Origin of the sequence: Burkholderia savannae (assembly GCF_001524445.2) — a bacterium.
In the GTDB taxonomy this organism is placed as follows: domain Bacteria; phylum Pseudomonadota; class Gammaproteobacteria; order Burkholderiales; family Burkholderiaceae; genus Burkholderia; species Burkholderia savannae.
Window position 1 is genome coordinate 1,846,349 of the sequence record NZ_CP013418.1, and the last position, 16,238, is coordinate 1,862,586.

Genomic DNA, 16,238 nt, shown 5'->3' on the forward strand with positions numbered 1-16,238 from the left:
ATCGCATCCCGGCATCCGCGATTCGCCTGCCCGTCGCGCTCAATCATCTGATTTAAGGAACCCAGGCCCGCGCCGATAACCAGCCATCGACGCAGGCCACACGGCATTCACCCAGCAACGCCCGAAATCAGATGAAGCTCCGCCACAAAATCCCGCTTGCCTTCGCGGCAGCCCTCGTCCTCACATCCGCCGGCGCGTTCTACGGCATTCATGCGCTCAACCGCTCGCTCGACACGTACGCCACGACGGTCCAGCAAAACGCCGCGAACGAGCGGATGGTGTCCGCGACGCTCGTCGCGTTCAAGCTGCAAGTGCAGGAATGGAAGGACACGCTGCTGCGCGGCAAGGACCCGGCGAAACTCGACAAATACTGGAGCGCGTTCCAGCAGCGCGAACGAACCGTCGGCGCACTCGCCGCCGAACTCGAATCGAAGCTGCCCGACGGCGAAAGCCGCAGGCTGATCGAGCAATTCGCGTCGGCGCACGTGGAAATGGGGCGAGGCTATCGTAAGGGATTCGAAGCATTCAAGGCGTCGGGCTTCGATCCGTCGGTGGGCGACCAAGCCGTGGCCGGCGTCGATCGCGCGCCCGCCGCGCTCCTCGAAAAGGCCGCGCAGGACATCGCCGCCGACAGCGCGCGCGAATCGGCCGAAGCCGCGAGCAACGCCGCGCACGCGACGACGGTCAGCATCGTCGCGACGCTCGTCGTGTTCGCGCTCGCGCTCGCCGGCGGCGTCTGGTTCAGCGGCGCCGTCACGCGCCCGCTCGCGCGCGCGCTCGCTTGCGTGCGCCGGGTCGCGACGGGCGATCTGTCGACGCCGATCGACGCGCGCGGCGACGACGAGATCGCCGAGCTGCTCGCCGCGCTGAAGGACATGCAGGCGAGCCTGTCGCGCGTCGTCCACGACGTGCGGCACAGCGCCGACGGCGTCGCGACCGCGAGCGCGCAGATCGCGTCGGGCAATCTCGATCTGTCGTCGCGCACCGAGGAACAGGCGGCGTCGCTCGAGGAAACGGCGGCGAGCATGGACGAGCTCACGTCGACCGTGCGCCGCAACGCCGAGCATGCGCAGCATGCGTGCGCGGTGGCCGCAGGCGCGTCGACGACCGCGACGCGCGGCGGCGACGTGATGCGGCAAGTCGTCGACACGATGCGCGGGATCGCGGACAGCTCGGGCCGGGTCGCCGAGATCATCGCGGTGATCGACGGCATCGCGTTCCAGACCAACATCCTCGCGCTGAACGCGGCCGTCGAAGCCGCGCGCGCGGGCGAGCAAGGGCGCGGCTTCGCGGTCGTCGCGGGCGAGGTGCGCACGCTCGCGCAGCGCAGCGCGACGGCGGCCCGCGAAATCAAAGCGCTGATCGAGCAGTCGGCCGAACGCGTCGGCGCGGGCTCCGCGCTCGTCGGCGACGCGGGGCGGATCATCGGCGAGATCGTCGGCTCGGTGCGGCAGGTGACGGACATCGTGAGCGAGATCGCGTCGGCGTCGAACGAGCAGAGCGTCGGCATCGAGCAGGTCAACCATGCCGTCGCGCAAATGGACAACGTGACGCAGCAGAACGCGGCGCTCGTCGAGGAGGCGTCGGCGGCGGCGCACGCGCTCGCCGAGCAGGCGCGCGCGCTGCACGGCGCGGTCGCGGTGTTCAGGCTGCAAGACGATCGCGTGAGCGAGCGCGGCGACGCTCGCGGCGCGCAGCAGCCCGCCGAGCAAAAACTTCGGCTGGCGGACGCGTTTGTCTGAACGCCCGGCGAGCCGCGCGCATACCACCGGCGCTCGCCTCGGCGCAACTCGGTGCGGCTCGGTGTGGCTCGGTGTGGCTCGGTGTGGCACGGCGCGGCACGGCTCGGCACGGCACGGCTCGGCTAAGCGCGACTGAGCGTGACCGAACGACTGAACGCAACAGAACGAAACTGAACGCGACGCAGCGAATCACATGCGACGCATCAATGCAACCGCATCCACGCTACGCACCCGGCTTGCTCGCGACGAAGTGAAACCACGCTTCGCCGCCGAGATCCTGTTCGCGCCGCAACGGCTTGCCGGTCGAGCCGCCGAACGCCGCGCGCAGCTTCAGGCCGGCGGCTTCGAGCTGCCGCTGCTGCGTGTCGAAATCGGTATACATGATGAGTATCCCGAACTTGTGCGCGGCGCACACGCGCATCGCATAGCCGTCGAACGTTCGATTGAAACGCGAATTCCGGACATAGTTGAACGCGCCGACCGGCAGCGAATAGGCGATCCGCGCCGCATCGATCGCGAGCGCGAGCGGATTCGCCGAGCGCCGCGGCAGACGAACGAGCCGCGACGGCCCTTCCCGATAGCTCGGCCCCGCGAGATTGTGCGTCGAGAACAGCGCGAAGCCGCCCGGCCGCAGCACGCGCGCGAACTCCTTCAGGATCGACATCCGGCCATCGTGATCGACCGCGTCGATGCCGTTGTAGCTGAACACGACGAGCGAAAAGCTCTCGTCGGCGAACGTCGACATGTCGCGCGCGTCCATCCGGTGCACGCGCGTGCCCGGATGATTGCGCCGGCAGATCTCGACGAGCTCGGGCGTGTAGTCGACGGCCGTGTAGTCGGCGCTGATCGACTTCAGCAGCGGCACGGTGCGCCCGCCGCCCACGCCGACGTCGAGGATCGGCTCGTCGCGCACGCGCTCGGCGATCCATGCGAACGCCGCCGCCTCGCCGGGATCGGTCCAGCCGGATGCGCGCCCGTATCCGCGAAGCGCGCTGCGGCTGCGCCAGACGGCCTGATTGATGCGGTCCTGCACGAAACCTGCGTTCACGACTCCCCCTCTTCGCCGACAGCCTCGGCGAATCGCCGCACTTCGTTGAACTCGCTTCGAGTATCGTCATGCGCGCTCACGCATCTCTGTTCTGCGGCTTACACTGGCGGAGATTTCGAAGAAAGGCTCGAAGCGGCGCGCCACGCGCGCACCGCTTCGCGATGCGGCGAGACGTGCGTCGCACGCGATGCCCGATCGCGAATCAACGCTCGCGCGCGAAGCGATCGGTCGCCGCGATCAGCGCGCGCAGGATGCCCGGCTCGTCATATGCGTGTCCCGCGTCGGGCACGATCTCGAGCGATGCGCGCGGCCACGCCTTCGCGAGCTCCCACGCGGTGCGGGCGGGCGTCGCGACGTCGTAGCGCCCCTGGACGATCGCGCCCGGAATGCCCGCGAGACGATGCGCGTCGCGCAGCAACTGCCCTTCCTCCATGAAACCTTGATGAACGAAGTAGTGATTCTCGATGCGCGCGAACGCCAGCGCGTAATGCGCGTCGCCGAAATGCGCTTCGTGCACGGGATTCGGCAGCAGCGTGATCGTCCGGCCTTCCCAGATGCTCCATGCGCGCGCGGCTTCGTGCTTCGCCGCCTCGTCGTCGCCCGTCAGCCGGCGGCGGTACGCGGCCATCAGGTCCGAGCGCTCGGACGGCGGAATGGGTGCGACGAACGCCTCCCAAAGATCGGGAAACAGCCACGATGCGCCTTCCTGGTAGTACCACAGCAATTCCGCGCGGCGCACCGTGAAGATGCCGCGCACGACGAGCTCGCTCACGCGAGACGGATGCGTTTGCGCGTACGCGAGCGCGAGCGTGCTGCCCCACGAGCCGCCGAACACGAGCCAGCGCTCGACGCCCGCCATCTCGCGCAGCCGCTCGATGTCGTCGACGAGATGCCACGTCGTGTTGTTCTCGAGGCTCGCGTGCGGCGTCGAGCGGCCGCAGCCGCGCTGGTCGAACAGCAGCACGCTGTAGCGCGCGGGATCGAAGAGGCGGCGGTGATCGGCGCGGCAGCCGCCGCCCGGCCCGCCGTGCAGGAAGACGGCCGGCTTGCCGTCGGGATTGCCGCACAGCTCCCAATACACTTGATGGCCGTCGCCGGTGTCGAGCAAGCCTTGCGCGTAGGGTTCGATCGGTGGGTACAAGAGGCGCTCCGGATGAATGGAAGAAAACGACCGGAGCGATCGTGCGCGGACGACGGGCGCGGGTGCGCATCGTCGGCCGGCGGCCGGCAGCCCCGGTTCGGCGTCGAAAGCGACGCTTCATTATGCCGAGTCGACGGAAAATCGGCGCGCCCGTTCGCGCCAGTCCGCGCCAGTCCGCGCCAGTCCGCGCCCGGTAGCACCGCTTGCGCGCGGTCATCGCCCGGCCGCCCGCGCTACCCGTCGCGGCGCAACGCGCCGACGAGCAGCGCGAACGCCGCCGGCGGCTGCCGGCGGCCCGCATGGTGGAGGTAAGAGCCCGGATTCCCCGGGCACCCGCCGTCGAGCGCACGCTCGAGGCGGCCCTGCGCGACGTGAATTCGTCGGCGCGCCGGACTATCGGCCTATCGGGCGATCGGCGATCGGCCGCTCGATCGCGCCTAGATCTTCTCCGCGTAAGCCGTCCGTTCGAGCGGCATGCAGGTGAGCGCCCGACCGGTCGGCTCGATGTAGCGCCGCGCGAGCGCCGCAGGTTCGGGATGCTCGACGACGCGCCAGCGATAGGGTTCGAGAAAGCCCTGCAAGTCCTGCGGATCGAGGCCGAAATGCCAGAGCCGGCCTTGCTCGACGTAGCGCCGATGGAGATTCTCGTCGCCGTACAGATTCCGGCCGTCGATGAAATCCTTGCGCACGTAGGTCAACGCAAGCCGGCTGCCGCGCGCGACGGTCGCGAGAAAATCCAGCACCTTGCGCACGCCCGCCTCGGTCAGATATTGCGTGACGCCTTCCCACACGAAGAAGCTTCGCCTGCCGCTCGAATAGCCGTGCCGGGCCAGCTCCGCGGCGAGCGTCTCGCGCTCGAAATCGATCGGCACGAGCGTCACGTGCTCGGGCACCTCGCCGAACAGGCGGCGAAGGCGCCGCCGCTTCGCATCGATGTTCCGCGGTTGATCGACTTCCCACACGGGCACGCTCGCGAGCGGCGCGAGCCGATACGCGCGCGTGTCGAAACCCGCGCCGAGATTGACGAACGAATCGATCTCGCCGGCCGATTCGAGCAACTTCTCGTCGATGAAGCGCTTGCGGCACAGGATGCCGCCCCAGACGCCGGGGAAATTCCGGTCCGACTTCGCGGCCATCCAGGCCGCCCCGCGCGGGCCGATCAACGAGACGATCGCTCGCGTGCCAAGCGGCGCGATCGCGCCCGCCAGTTCGTCGACGATGATGCGCCGCTCCGCGGGAAGCCGTTGCTCGACGGCGACCATCGCAATCGGTCGCGCGCCGGTCTGCGCTGCTGTCAACGCCATGTCGACACCTCGTCTGAAAAGTTCGATGAATCCAGTGTAGGCCGCGCATCGGCCGATCGCGAGACGAATGCACTCGCATGCGCGCTCGCGCGAATTCCGCCGCGCCTGCGCTCATCGGCACGTTTCGTTCGTCTAATCGTCGTGCGCGCCGACAAAAACGGTTCCAACAAGCGATCTGATGCCGCGTGCCGCGCTTCGATGCCTGTTTCGATGCCTGTCTCGATGCCTGTCTCGACGCCGCGGACACGACGAGAGCCCCGGGCCGCGATGCCAAGCGCATTGCACATGGAACGTCAACGAAAGCGCCCTAGGGCCTGTTCCCGCTAATAACGGGCTTGCGCTGGCCGCCAGAAGGGCCGAGCACAAGGATTGCGACGAAGTGAATACTCGACGTATTCGCGAGGAGCATGACGCAGCGATCGGCCCTTCTGGCGGCCAGCCCCTCGACGGATTTTTTCGATCACGGGAACGTGCCTTAGAGCGCCTTCGCCTCAGCGACGGCCGCGCGCCGATTGCACCGGATACCGAATCATTCCGCGCCGGCGCTGCCGAACGTCGAATTCACCGGCCGCCGCCTCGCGCATGCAATCGTCCGGACGGTCGGCCCACGATCACGCCCCGCCCGGATCATTGCGCGTCCCGCCTTGCCTCGCTCGACATCCGCGCGTCACGCGTTCCGGCGTGCAGCGCGCCACCCACGCCGATCGCGCGGCGCGACACGCTCCGAGCGCACCGCGCGACGCACGCCGCCGCGAAGCACCGGTGCGCGCTAACCGTCACGGGAAGACGCGCACGATCCGGCTCGTCATGCTGTTGCCGGGTGTCGAATGCGAAATGCAAACACTCCGGCGACGCCCGACGCGCGCATTCGATCCGGATCAACGCGGCTCAGGCGCAGCTATCTAGAATGAAAGGGCATGACGAAGCGCACGTCACCCAAGCGGCGGCGCGCCCCCACGACCGATGAAAGCCGGAACTTCGGCATCGGAATCGCAAACCAAGCAAAGAAAGCCTCGACATTCGCGGCGAATGGAACCGGTGTGTGCCGCGGCTAGACCGACCGGCATTTTCGGATTCGCCGGGGGCAGCTTCGATGAACCGTCCTCACACTACGCAGCCACGTCTCCTTCAATGCGCATGCATGCTTTGCGTCGTTGCACGCACATCGCTTGCGGGCTTCGCGATATTCGTATCGCAACCGGTTAGCGCCGAACTGGCTGCGACGATTACCACCAAAGCATCCGTGTCGGCCAGCGCGGCTTCGGCAGTGGTCGCGCCCGCCACGAAGTCACATCGCGCTCCATCGGGCGCGTCGAACGCATCCGGCGCATCGAGCACTTCGGGCACTTCAGGCACTTCGAGCGCATCGAGCGCGTCGAGCGCGTCGGAGGCATCCGGCGCATCCGCGTCTTTGCAAGCGTCGAGCGCACAATCGGCAACGCCCCGCGTGCTAACCGCCCCGCCGCTGCCGACGCTGACCGAAGCCGAAGCAGCGGACGTAACGCGCCGCGCGCTCGCGTTGCGCGCAACGTTCGCGCACGAAGTCACGCGACGCCTGAACGTCCCGGCAGCGGAGCAGCGCGCATACGGCGAGCGCCTGCAACAAATGCTCGATACGCGCAATCTGGGCGAGCTGGCCCGTGAATACGTCGTGCTCGTCGATCGCGCGCCGAACGTGCAGGCGGCATTCATCTACTTCCGCACGACGCGGAACAACACGTGGGAGATGATCGGCGCATCGCCCGTCGCGACCGGCCTGCCCGGCCAGTACGACCATTTCGTGACGCCGCTCGGCGTGTTCGAGCACACGCCCGCGAACATGGATTTCCGCGCGGAAGGCACGATGAACGACAACGGCATTCGCGGCTACGGCCGCCACGACATGCGCATCTACGATTTCGGCTGGGCAGACGCGGAGCGCGGCTGGGGCAAGGGCGGCGTGTCTCAGATGCGCTTTCAGATGCACGCGACGGACCCGGAATATCTGGAGCCGCTGCTCGGCATTCGCCACTCGAAGGGATGCGTGCGGATTCCCGCGACGCTGAACGTCTTCATCGATCAGCACGGGATTCTCGACGCCGAGTATGAAGCGCGCGCCGCCACCGGCGACACGCCTTGGGTGCTGCGCGCGCATCGGCAAGTCACGCCTTGGGCGGGCCGCTTTCTCGTCGTCGTCGATTCGGCGCGCAAGACGCGCCCCGCATGGTCGCCCGCGCCGGGCAAGAAGGCGCAGGCGAAGGTGCCGAAGGGCGGCGACACCGCGGATTGATGCAAGCAGGCGCGGACGGACGAGGCCGCCGCCTTGGGGTTTCGCTGTTTCGCCGCTGTGCGGTTGTGCGGTCGTGCGGTCGTGCGGTCGTGCGGTCGTGCGGTCTAGCCGTCTTGCGATCGTACCCTCGTGCCGTTCGCCATTACGCCGCCGAGCCGTGCCGCGGCGCCCGGTTCGCATGCGGCTTCGTCGCCGCTCACGTCCGCGCGAGAACGAGCCGAACCCATGCGTCGACCGCGCCGCCGCCGTGTCAGCGGCGTTGCGCCACCGCGTCGTCCGCGTTCGTCGCCGGCGTTGCGCGCTGCCCGCGCGGCGCCCCGCCGAATCCGTCGAGAGCCGCCTTTGCCCGATACTGCGCGTCCCACATCGCCCGATAGCGCCCGTCGGCCGCGATCAGCTCGTCGTGCCGCCCCTGCTGCACGAGCCGGCCGCCGTCGATCACGAGAATCCGGTCCGCGCCGACGATCGTCGACAGACGATGCGCGATCACGATGACGGTCTTGTCCCGCACGAGCGCATCGATCGCGCGCTGCACCGCCAGTTCGCTTTCGACGTCGAGCGCCGCGGTCGGCTCGTCGAGAATCACGATCGGCGCATTCTTCAGCAGCGCGCGCGCGATCGAGATGCGCTGACGCTCGCCGCCCGACAGCCGGCCGCCGATCTCGCCGAGCCGCGTCTGCCAGCGCTGCGGCAGGCGTTCGATGAACGCGTGGCATTGCGCGGCGCGCGCCGCCGCCTCGACTTCGTCGTCCGTCGCGTCCGGGCGGGCCATCCGGATGTTCGCGAGCACCGTGTCGTCGAACAGGTAGACGTCCTGGAACACGACCGAAATCAGCGAATTCAGCGCCGCCTCCGGAATCCGGCGAATGTCGACGCCGCCGATCTCGATCGCACCGCGCTGAGGATCGGCATGGCGCAGCAGCAAACGTGCGATCGTCGACTTGCCCGATCCGGACGGGCCGACGAGCGCCGTCATCCCGTTCGCCGGCAGCGTCGCGCTGAAGCCGCCGAGCGCGTCGCCCGCCGCACGCGCATAGCGAAACGACACGTCGTCGAAACGCAAATCGAAGCGGCTCGGCACGCAAGACGGCTCACGCAACGGCAGCGGCTCGACCGCGAGCAGCGCCTCGATGCGCTCCAGCGCGGCTTCGATCATCTCGACGACCGCCGCATAGCCGATCAGCGTCGCCATCGGCTCGGAGAAGCGCACGACGATCACCATCACGGCCGCGACGACCGACAGATCGAGCGATCCCATCACGACCCACGTGACGGCCGCCGCGACGACGAGCTGCAGGCCCAGCTCGACGACGCTCGCGACGACGAGATTCGGCTTCGCGCTCTTGCGGTGCGCGGCCGTCTGCATGGCGAGCAACTCGTCGCAGCGCTCAGCGAGCGTGGACGCCTTCGCCGTGTCGCCGCAAGCCGCGCGCAGCACCGGCAGCCCTTGCGTGAATTCGACGATGTCGGCGTTCAGGCGGCGGTGCGCGTCCGCGAGCGCGCGCATCCCGCGTCCGAGCGCCGGCTGGCGCCAGCGGTACAGCGGCACGATCGCGGGAAACACGAGCAGCAGGATCAGGCCGACGCGCCAATCGACGAAAAGCGCGGCGAGCGCGACGACGCAGGGCGTGACGGTCGCGAGCGCGATCATGTTGACAATCGCGAGCGTGTAGTTCAGGTTCTCGTCGACGTTGCCGAGCAGCAGCGCGTTCATCTCGCCCGAGCGCTTGTCCTGCAGCGTTTCGAGCGGCATGCGGCGCAACTGCTCGCCGAGCCGCATGCGCAGCGCGTGCGTCGTGTGCGCCATGCGCCCGTTGTATTCGAAGCCTTGCGCGCGCCAGCGAACGAGTGTCGCGAACGCGGCGATCAGCGTCATCGCGACCAGCCAGCCGAACGCCGACTCGATCGAGCGCGCGCCGACGATCGCGGCGATCAGCGGAAACAGGCACGCGAGCGCGAGCCCCTGCGCGGCCGCGGCCACGCACAGGCCGACGATGCTCGCGCGCAGCGCCGCCGCATTCGGGCCCGCGACGCTCGTCAGCCGGCGATACGTCACGCGCCACGACGTCGGGCAGGGGGTTTCGGTCGATTCGTGTTTCATCACGCGCGCTCCTGTTCGACGCGGTTCCGGTTTTCCTGCGCGCCCCCGCGCAGCGCCCAGCGTTGCACGCGCTCGTGGCTGTCCCACAGCCGCGCATAGACGCCCCGCGCCGCCAGCAGCGCATCGTGACGCCCCGCTTCGGCGAGCTCGCCCTGATCGAACACGAGAATCTGGTCGGCATGGCGGATCGTCGACAGCCGATGCGCGACCATGATCACCGTCTTGCCGCGCATCAGCGCGGACAGCGCCCGCATCAGCTCGGCCTCGTTCTCCGGATCGGAAAACGCGGTCGCCTCGTCGAGCACGAGGATCGGGCGGTTCTGCAGGATCGCGCGCGCGATCGTGACGCGCTGCCGCTGCCCGCCCGACAGGAATGCGCCGCGCTCGCCCGCGCGCGTGTCATAGCCGTGCGGCAGGCCCATGATGAAGTCGTGCGCCTGCGCGGCCTTCGCCGCCGCGATCACGTCGTCCATCGTGCGATTCGGCGAACCGAGGCGGATGTTGTTCGCGATCGTGTCGGCGAACAGGAACGTGTCCTGGAACACGAACGCCAGTTGCGACATCAGCGTATCGGCCGTCATGTCGCGCACGTCGACGCCGCCGACGAGCACGCGCCCCGCGTCCACGTCCCAGAAGCGCGGAATCAGCCGCGCGACGGTCGTCTTGCCCGCGCCCGACGGGCCGACGAGCGCCGTCGTCGAGCCCTGCGGAACGTGGAAGCTCACGTTGCGCAGCACGCGCGCGCCGTCGCGGTCGTCGGCGTCGGCGTCGGCGTGCTTGTCGCCGCTTGTGCCGCCGCTTATGTCGCCGCTTATGTCGCCGCTTGTGTCGCCGCTCGCGCCACCGCCGGCGCCCCGAACGCGACCGGCGTCGCGGCAGGCGGGCGCGGCGTCCGAATCGTCCCCGGCCGTCGCCCCGTAGCCGAAGCCGACGTTCTCGAACGTGACGCTCGCGTCGGCCGGCGCTCGCCCAACGGCGGGCATCGGCAGCGTCGGCAACGCCAGCGTCTGCTGGATTCGCGCGACGCTCAGCTTCGCCTTGTCGACCATGTGGTTGAGCATCATCATCGGCATCATCGCCTCCGCCATGCCGGTGCCGACGAGCAGCACCGCGATCCACGCGCCGAAATCCGCGGCATCGCGCGCGACGAGCCACGCGCCGAGCCACAGCATCACGAGCAACGTCGGCAGCGGATTGAGCGCCGCGAACGAGAAGCGTGCGGAAAAGCCCGCCTGCCGATACCAGCGCGTGAGCACGTCTAGATACGCGTCGAGCGCATGCTGGAAGCGGCCGAACGTCGAATAGCCGGCATCGAACGTACGCACGACGGGCATCGCCTGCACGAATTCGATGACGGCCGCGCTCACGCGCTCGCGCGCGTCGTTGTACAGCCGGCTCATCTCGACCGAATTGCGCATCGCGAGCGTCAGCACGCCGAACCCGATCGCCATCACCGCCGCCGCACCGAGCGCGAGCCGCCAGTCGAGCCACAGCAGCGCGACGAGCGTGCACGCCGGCCCGACGAACGCGCGCGCATAGAGCGGCGTGCTGTCGGCGACGAAGATGTGCAGCGCTTTCACATCGTCGTGGACGACCTTCGACAGCGCGCCCGCGCCGACCTGCTGCAGCGTGCCGAGCGGCACGCGCGTCAGGCGCTCGGCCAGATCGCCGCGCAGGATCTTCTCGAGGCGAAACGCCGCGTAGTGCGACTGGCTGAACGCGCCGAGCCGCAGGAAATAGCTGCCGGCGAGGCACAGCACGGCGCACGCGAGAGGCCACGCCGGCCACGCGTGCGGCCGCTCGGCGAGCTGCCGCACGGTCCATGCGAGCGACAGCAGGAACGCGACGTTCAGCAGCGTCGCGAGCGACGAGACGAACATCGCGAAGCGGATCTGCGCACGCACCGGGCGCATGATGCGCCACGGGTCGGGGCGGGCATCCGCGCGCCGTCGGCGTACTGGACGGGCGGATTCGGTCGGTGGTTCGGACATGGCGATTCCTCGTGGGCCCGGCAACGGGCGAGACTGGTTGGCGCGCGGCGGCGCAAGCCGATCACGCGCGGCGCGCGGCGGCAGGAGAAACCGTGCGCGTCCGCGCGACGGCCGTGCACCGCGTCGCGCGACGGCACGCGATCGCGCGCGGCGGCGCATCGCGGGCGACGTCGCCGCCCGGCGGCGCGCGGCGGGCGGGCGCATCGAGCGCGGCGCGGCGCGCGCAGCGATCCGCCGCGCCGCGGCTCGCGCGGTCAGTAGTCGAACGCAACCGTCACCCCGACCGTGCGCCCGAGGCCGACCTGCGCGAGATTGCCCGTCGGCGCGCGGAACGCATACGTGCGGTAGTCGCGGTTCGTCAGGTTCTGCGCATAGAGCGTGAGCTCGACGTCGCGGCGCACGCGCCAGCCGAGCGACGCGTCGACGAGCGCATAGCCGCCCTGGCGCAGCTTGTTCGCGACGTCGAAGTACTGCGCGCCGACCCAGCGCACCGCGACGCGCGGCCGGACCGTGCCGACGCTCGTCGGCACGTCGCCGCCCACGTTCAGCGTGAAGCCGTAGCGCGGCGCGAACGGAACGTCGTTGCCGGCGCACGCGGCGCAGCCGAACGGATCGACGTAGCTGCGGAACGTCGCGTGGTTGAAGAAGCCGTCGAGCGCCGCCGTCCAGCCGCGCGCGATGCCCCATTCGACGCCGAACTCGACGCCCGTCGAGCGCGTGTCGCCGACGTTGCGCAGCGATTGGTAGCCGAGCGGATCGCTGCCGTAGAGTTGCGCATTGCGGATGTCGATCCGATAGAGCGCCACGCTGCCGCGCAGCTTCTGCCCGGTGTACCGCGCGCCGAGCTCGTAGCTCACCGCGCGCTCGGGGCCGAAGCCTTGCGCATCCGCGAGGCTCGACGGCGCGAGATTGAAGCCGCCCGGCTTGTAGCCCTGCGACACGTTCGCATAGACGCGCCACGCCGGATCGATCTGATAGCCGGCGGACAGCTTGCCGAGAATCCGGTTGCCTGCCATCCCGCTCGCGCCGGCGAACGGCGCGTATGTCGACGCGGACGCCATCGCCGTGCCGGCGAACTGCGTCCAGGCCTGATCGCGCGACGCCCGCAGGCCGGCCGACAGATCGAGCGCGCCCGTCACGTGCCACGTGACGTCGCCGTAAGCGGCGATCGACTTGCTCTCGTTGCTCGACGCGGTCGTCGACAGATTGACGACCGACGGAATCATCATGTCGTTGACGTACGTGCGCGACTGATGCACGTCCTGCCGATACAGGCCGAACACCGCGTCCCAGCGCCGGCCGGGCGCATGCGTCGCGAGCCGCAGTTCCTGGACGTTCTGCCGCCAGTTCTCCGGCTGCTGCACGAAGTACTGGAGAAACGGGAAGCGCCGCTCGATGTCGAGCGTCTGCCACGCGGAAACCGCCGACAGACGCCAGTCGCCGATGTCGTAGCGCCCGGACAGCGCGTAGCTGTTCCCGCAGCGGCGCATGTACGACTCCGCGTATTGCGCGGGCAGCCGCGGATCGATGTTCGCGGTGCGGCCGCCGATGTCGTCGAAGGGCACGTAGATATCCTGCGTCGCCTTCGCGCAATCGCGCCCGACCGATACGTTCACTTCCCACGGCGCGCCGGTCGGCGCGACGCGCAGCTTCGCGCTGCCTGCCAATGAGCGGGAACCGCCCTGATGATCCGCGCCGCTCACCGGATTGCGCAGATCGCCGGGCGCGTCGACGTGCGCGAGCGACACCGCGCCGTACAGCAAATCCTTGACGAGCGGCCCCGCGACCTCCGCCTGCTCGACGTTGCCGCCGCGGCTCGAGACGCCCGCCCGCAGGTGCACGCGCGGCGTGTTGTCGGGCGGCATCGTGACGATGTTCAGCACGCCGCCTTCCGCGCTCTTGCCGTACAGCGTGCCCTGCGGCCCCTTCAGCAACTCGACGCGATCGACGCTCATGAGCGTCTGCGACGCGAACGTGGGCAACTGCGGCACGCCGTCGACGTACACGGTCAGCGCCGGATTGTAGAAATCCTGCGCCGACGTGACGCCTCGCAAGCCGATCAGCGGAAACAGCAGCGAACCGCCGCCCGTCATCTGCACGCCGGGCAGCACGCGCGCGAGATCGAGCGTGTTCGCGATCTGCGCGTCGTCGAGCGCCGGCTGCTCGACGACGACCGCCGCGCCGTTGAGGGTCGCGAGCGGCTGATCGCGCTTGCTCGCGGTGACGGTCACCGCGGACAGCTCGGTGGCCTGCGCCGCGCCGGGCGGCAAGCCGGCCCGAGCCGGAGCGCCGTCCGGCCGCTGCGCCGGCGATGCGTCGGCCGCGCTTGCGCGGGCGATGCCCGCCAAAGAAATGAGAGAAACCGCTACTGCCGTTGCAAAGGCGTTCGACGCCTGGAGCCTGCCCCGCCAGGCCCGCTGATACCGCATGAAACACACTCCTTGATGATCTCGTAGGACGGCCGGCGGACTCCTCGTGCGATCGTGCCTCACGAGCAATCCCGTGTCGTCGTGGGCGCGCGCCATGACGAGACGAAGCCGTCGCGCGCCCGAGGGCGCGTGAAGCCGCCGAAACCGACCGGCTCTCCCGGAATGAGCGAATCGTCTCGACGGCGGCGACTGGAATTGCAATAATGATAACAATTCTCATTTACATTGCCACCCCGATCGGATCGACTTCTACCCCGATCGGTATGTGCGCGGAGACGATCACCGATGCCTGCTACCAGTCCTACGCATGCGACAACACCCGAAGTCGCGATATCGACGCTGCTCGCGGATTCCACGCCGCCCCCCGAATCCGCGCCCGACTGCCGGCTGCTGCGCGTCGCGTTGCAGGACGGCATCGACGTGCTCGTCTGGCAAGGCGAGCTGCGGCAGCCGGTCTCGATGAACCTTCGCGACGACTGGGGCCGCGTGCATTTCTGTTGCGCGCTGCAGGGCCGCTCGCGCTTCTCGATCGACACCGGCGTCCGCGAAACCGAGCATGTGCTGTCGGCGGGCACGGGATGCATCAGCTACACGCCCGATTGCAGCGGCCGCGCGATGCATGCGGGCCGAATCGAAAGCGTGACCGTGTCGATCCGGCCGGATCTCGTGCGCGAGCTCGCGCCCGATCTCGACACGGCGCTTCAGCGCAAGCTCGATTCGGCGCGCTGTTGCGCGCCATGCCGATGCGACGCCGAGATGCGCGCGACCGCGCAGGCGCTGAGCCATGCGCTGCAAGACAGGCATCGATGCGCGCAGGGCCGCTCGGGCCGCCCGTCGCTGTGGCTGCTCGGGCAGAGCCTCGCGCTCGCGAGCCTCGTGATCGAGGCGCACGGCGAGCCCGCGCAGCACGCGTGGCCGCTGCCGGCCGCGGACCGGCAAAAGCTGCTGCGCGCGCGCGATCTGCTGCTCGCGGATCTGAGCCGCGCGCCGACGATCGCGGCGCTCGCCAAGGAAACGGGGCTCAGCGTGCTCAAGCTCAAGCGCGGCTTTCGCCAGTTGTTCGATCACAGCGTCTACGGGCTCTTCCAGCACGAGCGGATGCACGAGGCGCGCCGTCGGCTGGCGTGCGCCGACATGCCGGTGATGACCGTCGCCGCCGACATGGGCTACGCGAACGCGAGCCATTTCACGGCGGCGTTCCAGAAGCAGTTCGGCGTCAACCCGTCGGCGTTCAAGCATCGCCGCTGACGATTCGTCCGGCGACATCCGGGCCTTGCGCGATATCCGCATGACGCGCTCTTTCGCGGCATCGCCCGTCGCTGTCCGCACCCCGGCTGCGCCCTCCCCCCCCTCTTTTCGCCCGATGCGGATGCCGCGCCATCCGTGTCGGGCGAGCGTTTTTCGGCGGCGGCCGGATACCGATACGAGCGCAAATAAACCCGTTTCGGGTAGAGGCTCTAAACAATAACGCTTATCGTTCTCAATAATAAGAAGCACGACAAATCGAGGCAGCGCGCGTCGCACAGCGCCGTTGCACTCGGGGCAGGCAGACGATGGCTCGCCGATCCTCAAACGGATCTTTCAGGCGGCCGCCGATCGATTGCGCGTGTCGCTCGAAGGCCGCGCGCGGGTTCGTCTGTCCCGAGTCTTGTCGCTTGCGTGGCGTTACCGACGAGGGATTCATGAACGACTTCATCGACACCCGATCCTGGCCGCTCGTGTATCTGCACATGCCCGCGCAGGTGCCCGATACGGAGGCGGATGCACGGCTCGCGCAGTTCAAGGCGCTGTACGCGCGCGCCGAGCCGTTCGTGCTGGTGATGGACGGCGAGGAGCTGCCGCGTCATTCGCCGCGCTTCGTATCCGCGTATGTTCAATGGAGTCGCGACAACGCCGAGCAGCAGCGGCTGTGCGCCGGCGCGATCCGCATCGAGGCGGACGGCGCGCGGCGGCGCGTCTATGAAGACAAGGCCCGCGCGTGGGACCGCGCCGGGCATGCGCCCTACCCGTTTCGCATCGCCGCGACGCACGTCGAAGCGCGCGCACAGGCGCAGGCGTGGCTTGAACAGGGCGGCGGCCGCGCGCGAACGCCGGCCGCGCCGCGCGCCGCGCGCAGAAGTCCGTAGCGCCGCGAGAGCGAACGCCGCGCCGAGTTGACCGGCGCACGGCGCCGCACGTGCCGCGGCAGCCGACGCGCCTCGTCACGCGAGCGT

Annotated in this window: 11 protein-coding genes; 4 read left to right on the forward strand and 7 right to left on the reverse strand. The window is 69.1% G+C overall.

Annotation, left to right across the window (positions count from 1 at the left end):
• Positions 1 to 131 precede the first annotated feature (131 nt).
• Positions 132 to 1,742, forward strand: coding sequence for a methyl-accepting chemotaxis protein (locus tag WS78_RS29315; RefSeq protein WP_059575554.1), 1,611 nt, complete (start codon positions 132 to 134; stop codon positions 1,740 to 1,742).
• A gap of 223 nt (positions 1,743 to 1,965) precedes the next feature.
• Here the strand turns inward: WS78_RS29315 and WS78_RS29320 are convergent, their stop codons facing one another.
• From WS78_RS29320 to WS78_RS38555, 4 genes are all read right to left on the reverse strand, one after another.
• Entirely contained in the window at positions 1,966 to 2,790 is an 825-nt protein-coding gene (locus tag WS78_RS29320; protein ID WP_059575556.1) for a class I SAM-dependent methyltransferase, read from the reverse strand.
• Positions 2,791 to 2,992: 202 nt separating this feature from the next.
• Positions 2,993 to 3,931: a prolyl aminopeptidase gene (gene pip / locus WS78_RS29325; RefSeq protein ID WP_038755265.1), complete on the reverse strand. Its 939-nt coding sequence runs from the start codon at positions 3,929 to 3,931 to the stop codon at positions 2,993 to 2,995.
• Between the two features lie 437 nt (positions 3,932 to 4,368).
• A complete protein-coding gene (locus WS78_RS29330) occupies positions 4,369 to 5,235 on the reverse strand; it encodes an SAM-dependent methyltransferase (RefSeq protein WP_038755264.1) in 867 nt (288 codons plus the stop codon).
• 1,128 nt (positions 5,236 to 6,363) lie between these two features.
• Positions 6,364 to 6,582, reverse strand: a complete 219-nt coding sequence (locus WS78_RS38555; RefSeq protein ID WP_156439868.1) for a hypothetical protein — start codon at positions 6,580 to 6,582, stop codon at positions 6,364 to 6,366.
• A 100-nt stretch (positions 6,583 to 6,682) separates the two neighbouring features.
• On the opposite strand from WS78_RS38555, the gene WS78_RS29340 reads away from it, so the two are divergent.
• Entirely contained in the window at positions 6,683 to 7,504 is an 822-nt protein-coding gene (locus tag WS78_RS29340) for a hypothetical protein (RefSeq protein WP_442854954.1), read from the forward strand.
• Between the two features lie 250 nt (positions 7,505 to 7,754).
• Here the strand turns inward: WS78_RS29340 and WS78_RS29345 are convergent, their stop codons facing one another.
• The 3 genes from WS78_RS29345 to WS78_RS29360 form a co-directional block, all read right to left on the reverse strand.
• Positions 7,755 to 9,605, reverse strand: a complete 1,851-nt coding sequence (locus tag WS78_RS29345) for an ABC transporter ATP-binding protein (RefSeq protein WP_081990127.1) — start codon at positions 9,603 to 9,605, stop codon at positions 7,755 to 7,757.
• Entirely contained in the window at positions 9,605 to 11,518 is a 1,914-nt protein-coding gene (locus tag WS78_RS29350) for an ABC transporter ATP-binding protein (RefSeq protein WP_059575558.1), read from the reverse strand. The genes WS78_RS29345 and WS78_RS29350 overlap by 1 nt, the downstream gene beginning before the upstream one ends.
• A gap of 332 nt (positions 11,519 to 11,850) precedes the next feature.
• A complete protein-coding gene (locus WS78_RS29360; protein ID WP_082717490.1) occupies positions 11,851 to 14,025 on the reverse strand; it encodes a TonB-dependent receptor in 2,175 nt (724 codons plus the stop codon).
• A gap of 285 nt (positions 14,026 to 14,310) precedes the next feature.
• Here WS78_RS29360 and WS78_RS29365 point away from each other — a divergent pair, with 285 nt between their 5' ends.
• Together WS78_RS29365 and WS78_RS29370 are read left to right on the forward strand one after the other, a co-directional pair.
• Positions 14,311 to 15,273 (forward strand): helix-turn-helix transcriptional regulator, encoded by a 963-nt coding sequence (locus WS78_RS29365; RefSeq protein WP_038755258.1) that lies wholly within the window; start codon positions 14,311 to 14,313, stop codon positions 15,271 to 15,273.
• 434 nt (positions 15,274 to 15,707) lie between these two features.
• Entirely contained in the window at positions 15,708 to 16,151 is a 444-nt protein-coding gene (locus WS78_RS29370; protein ID WP_038755257.1) for a hypothetical protein, read from the forward strand.
• Positions 16,152 to 16,238: the final 87 nt, after the last annotated feature.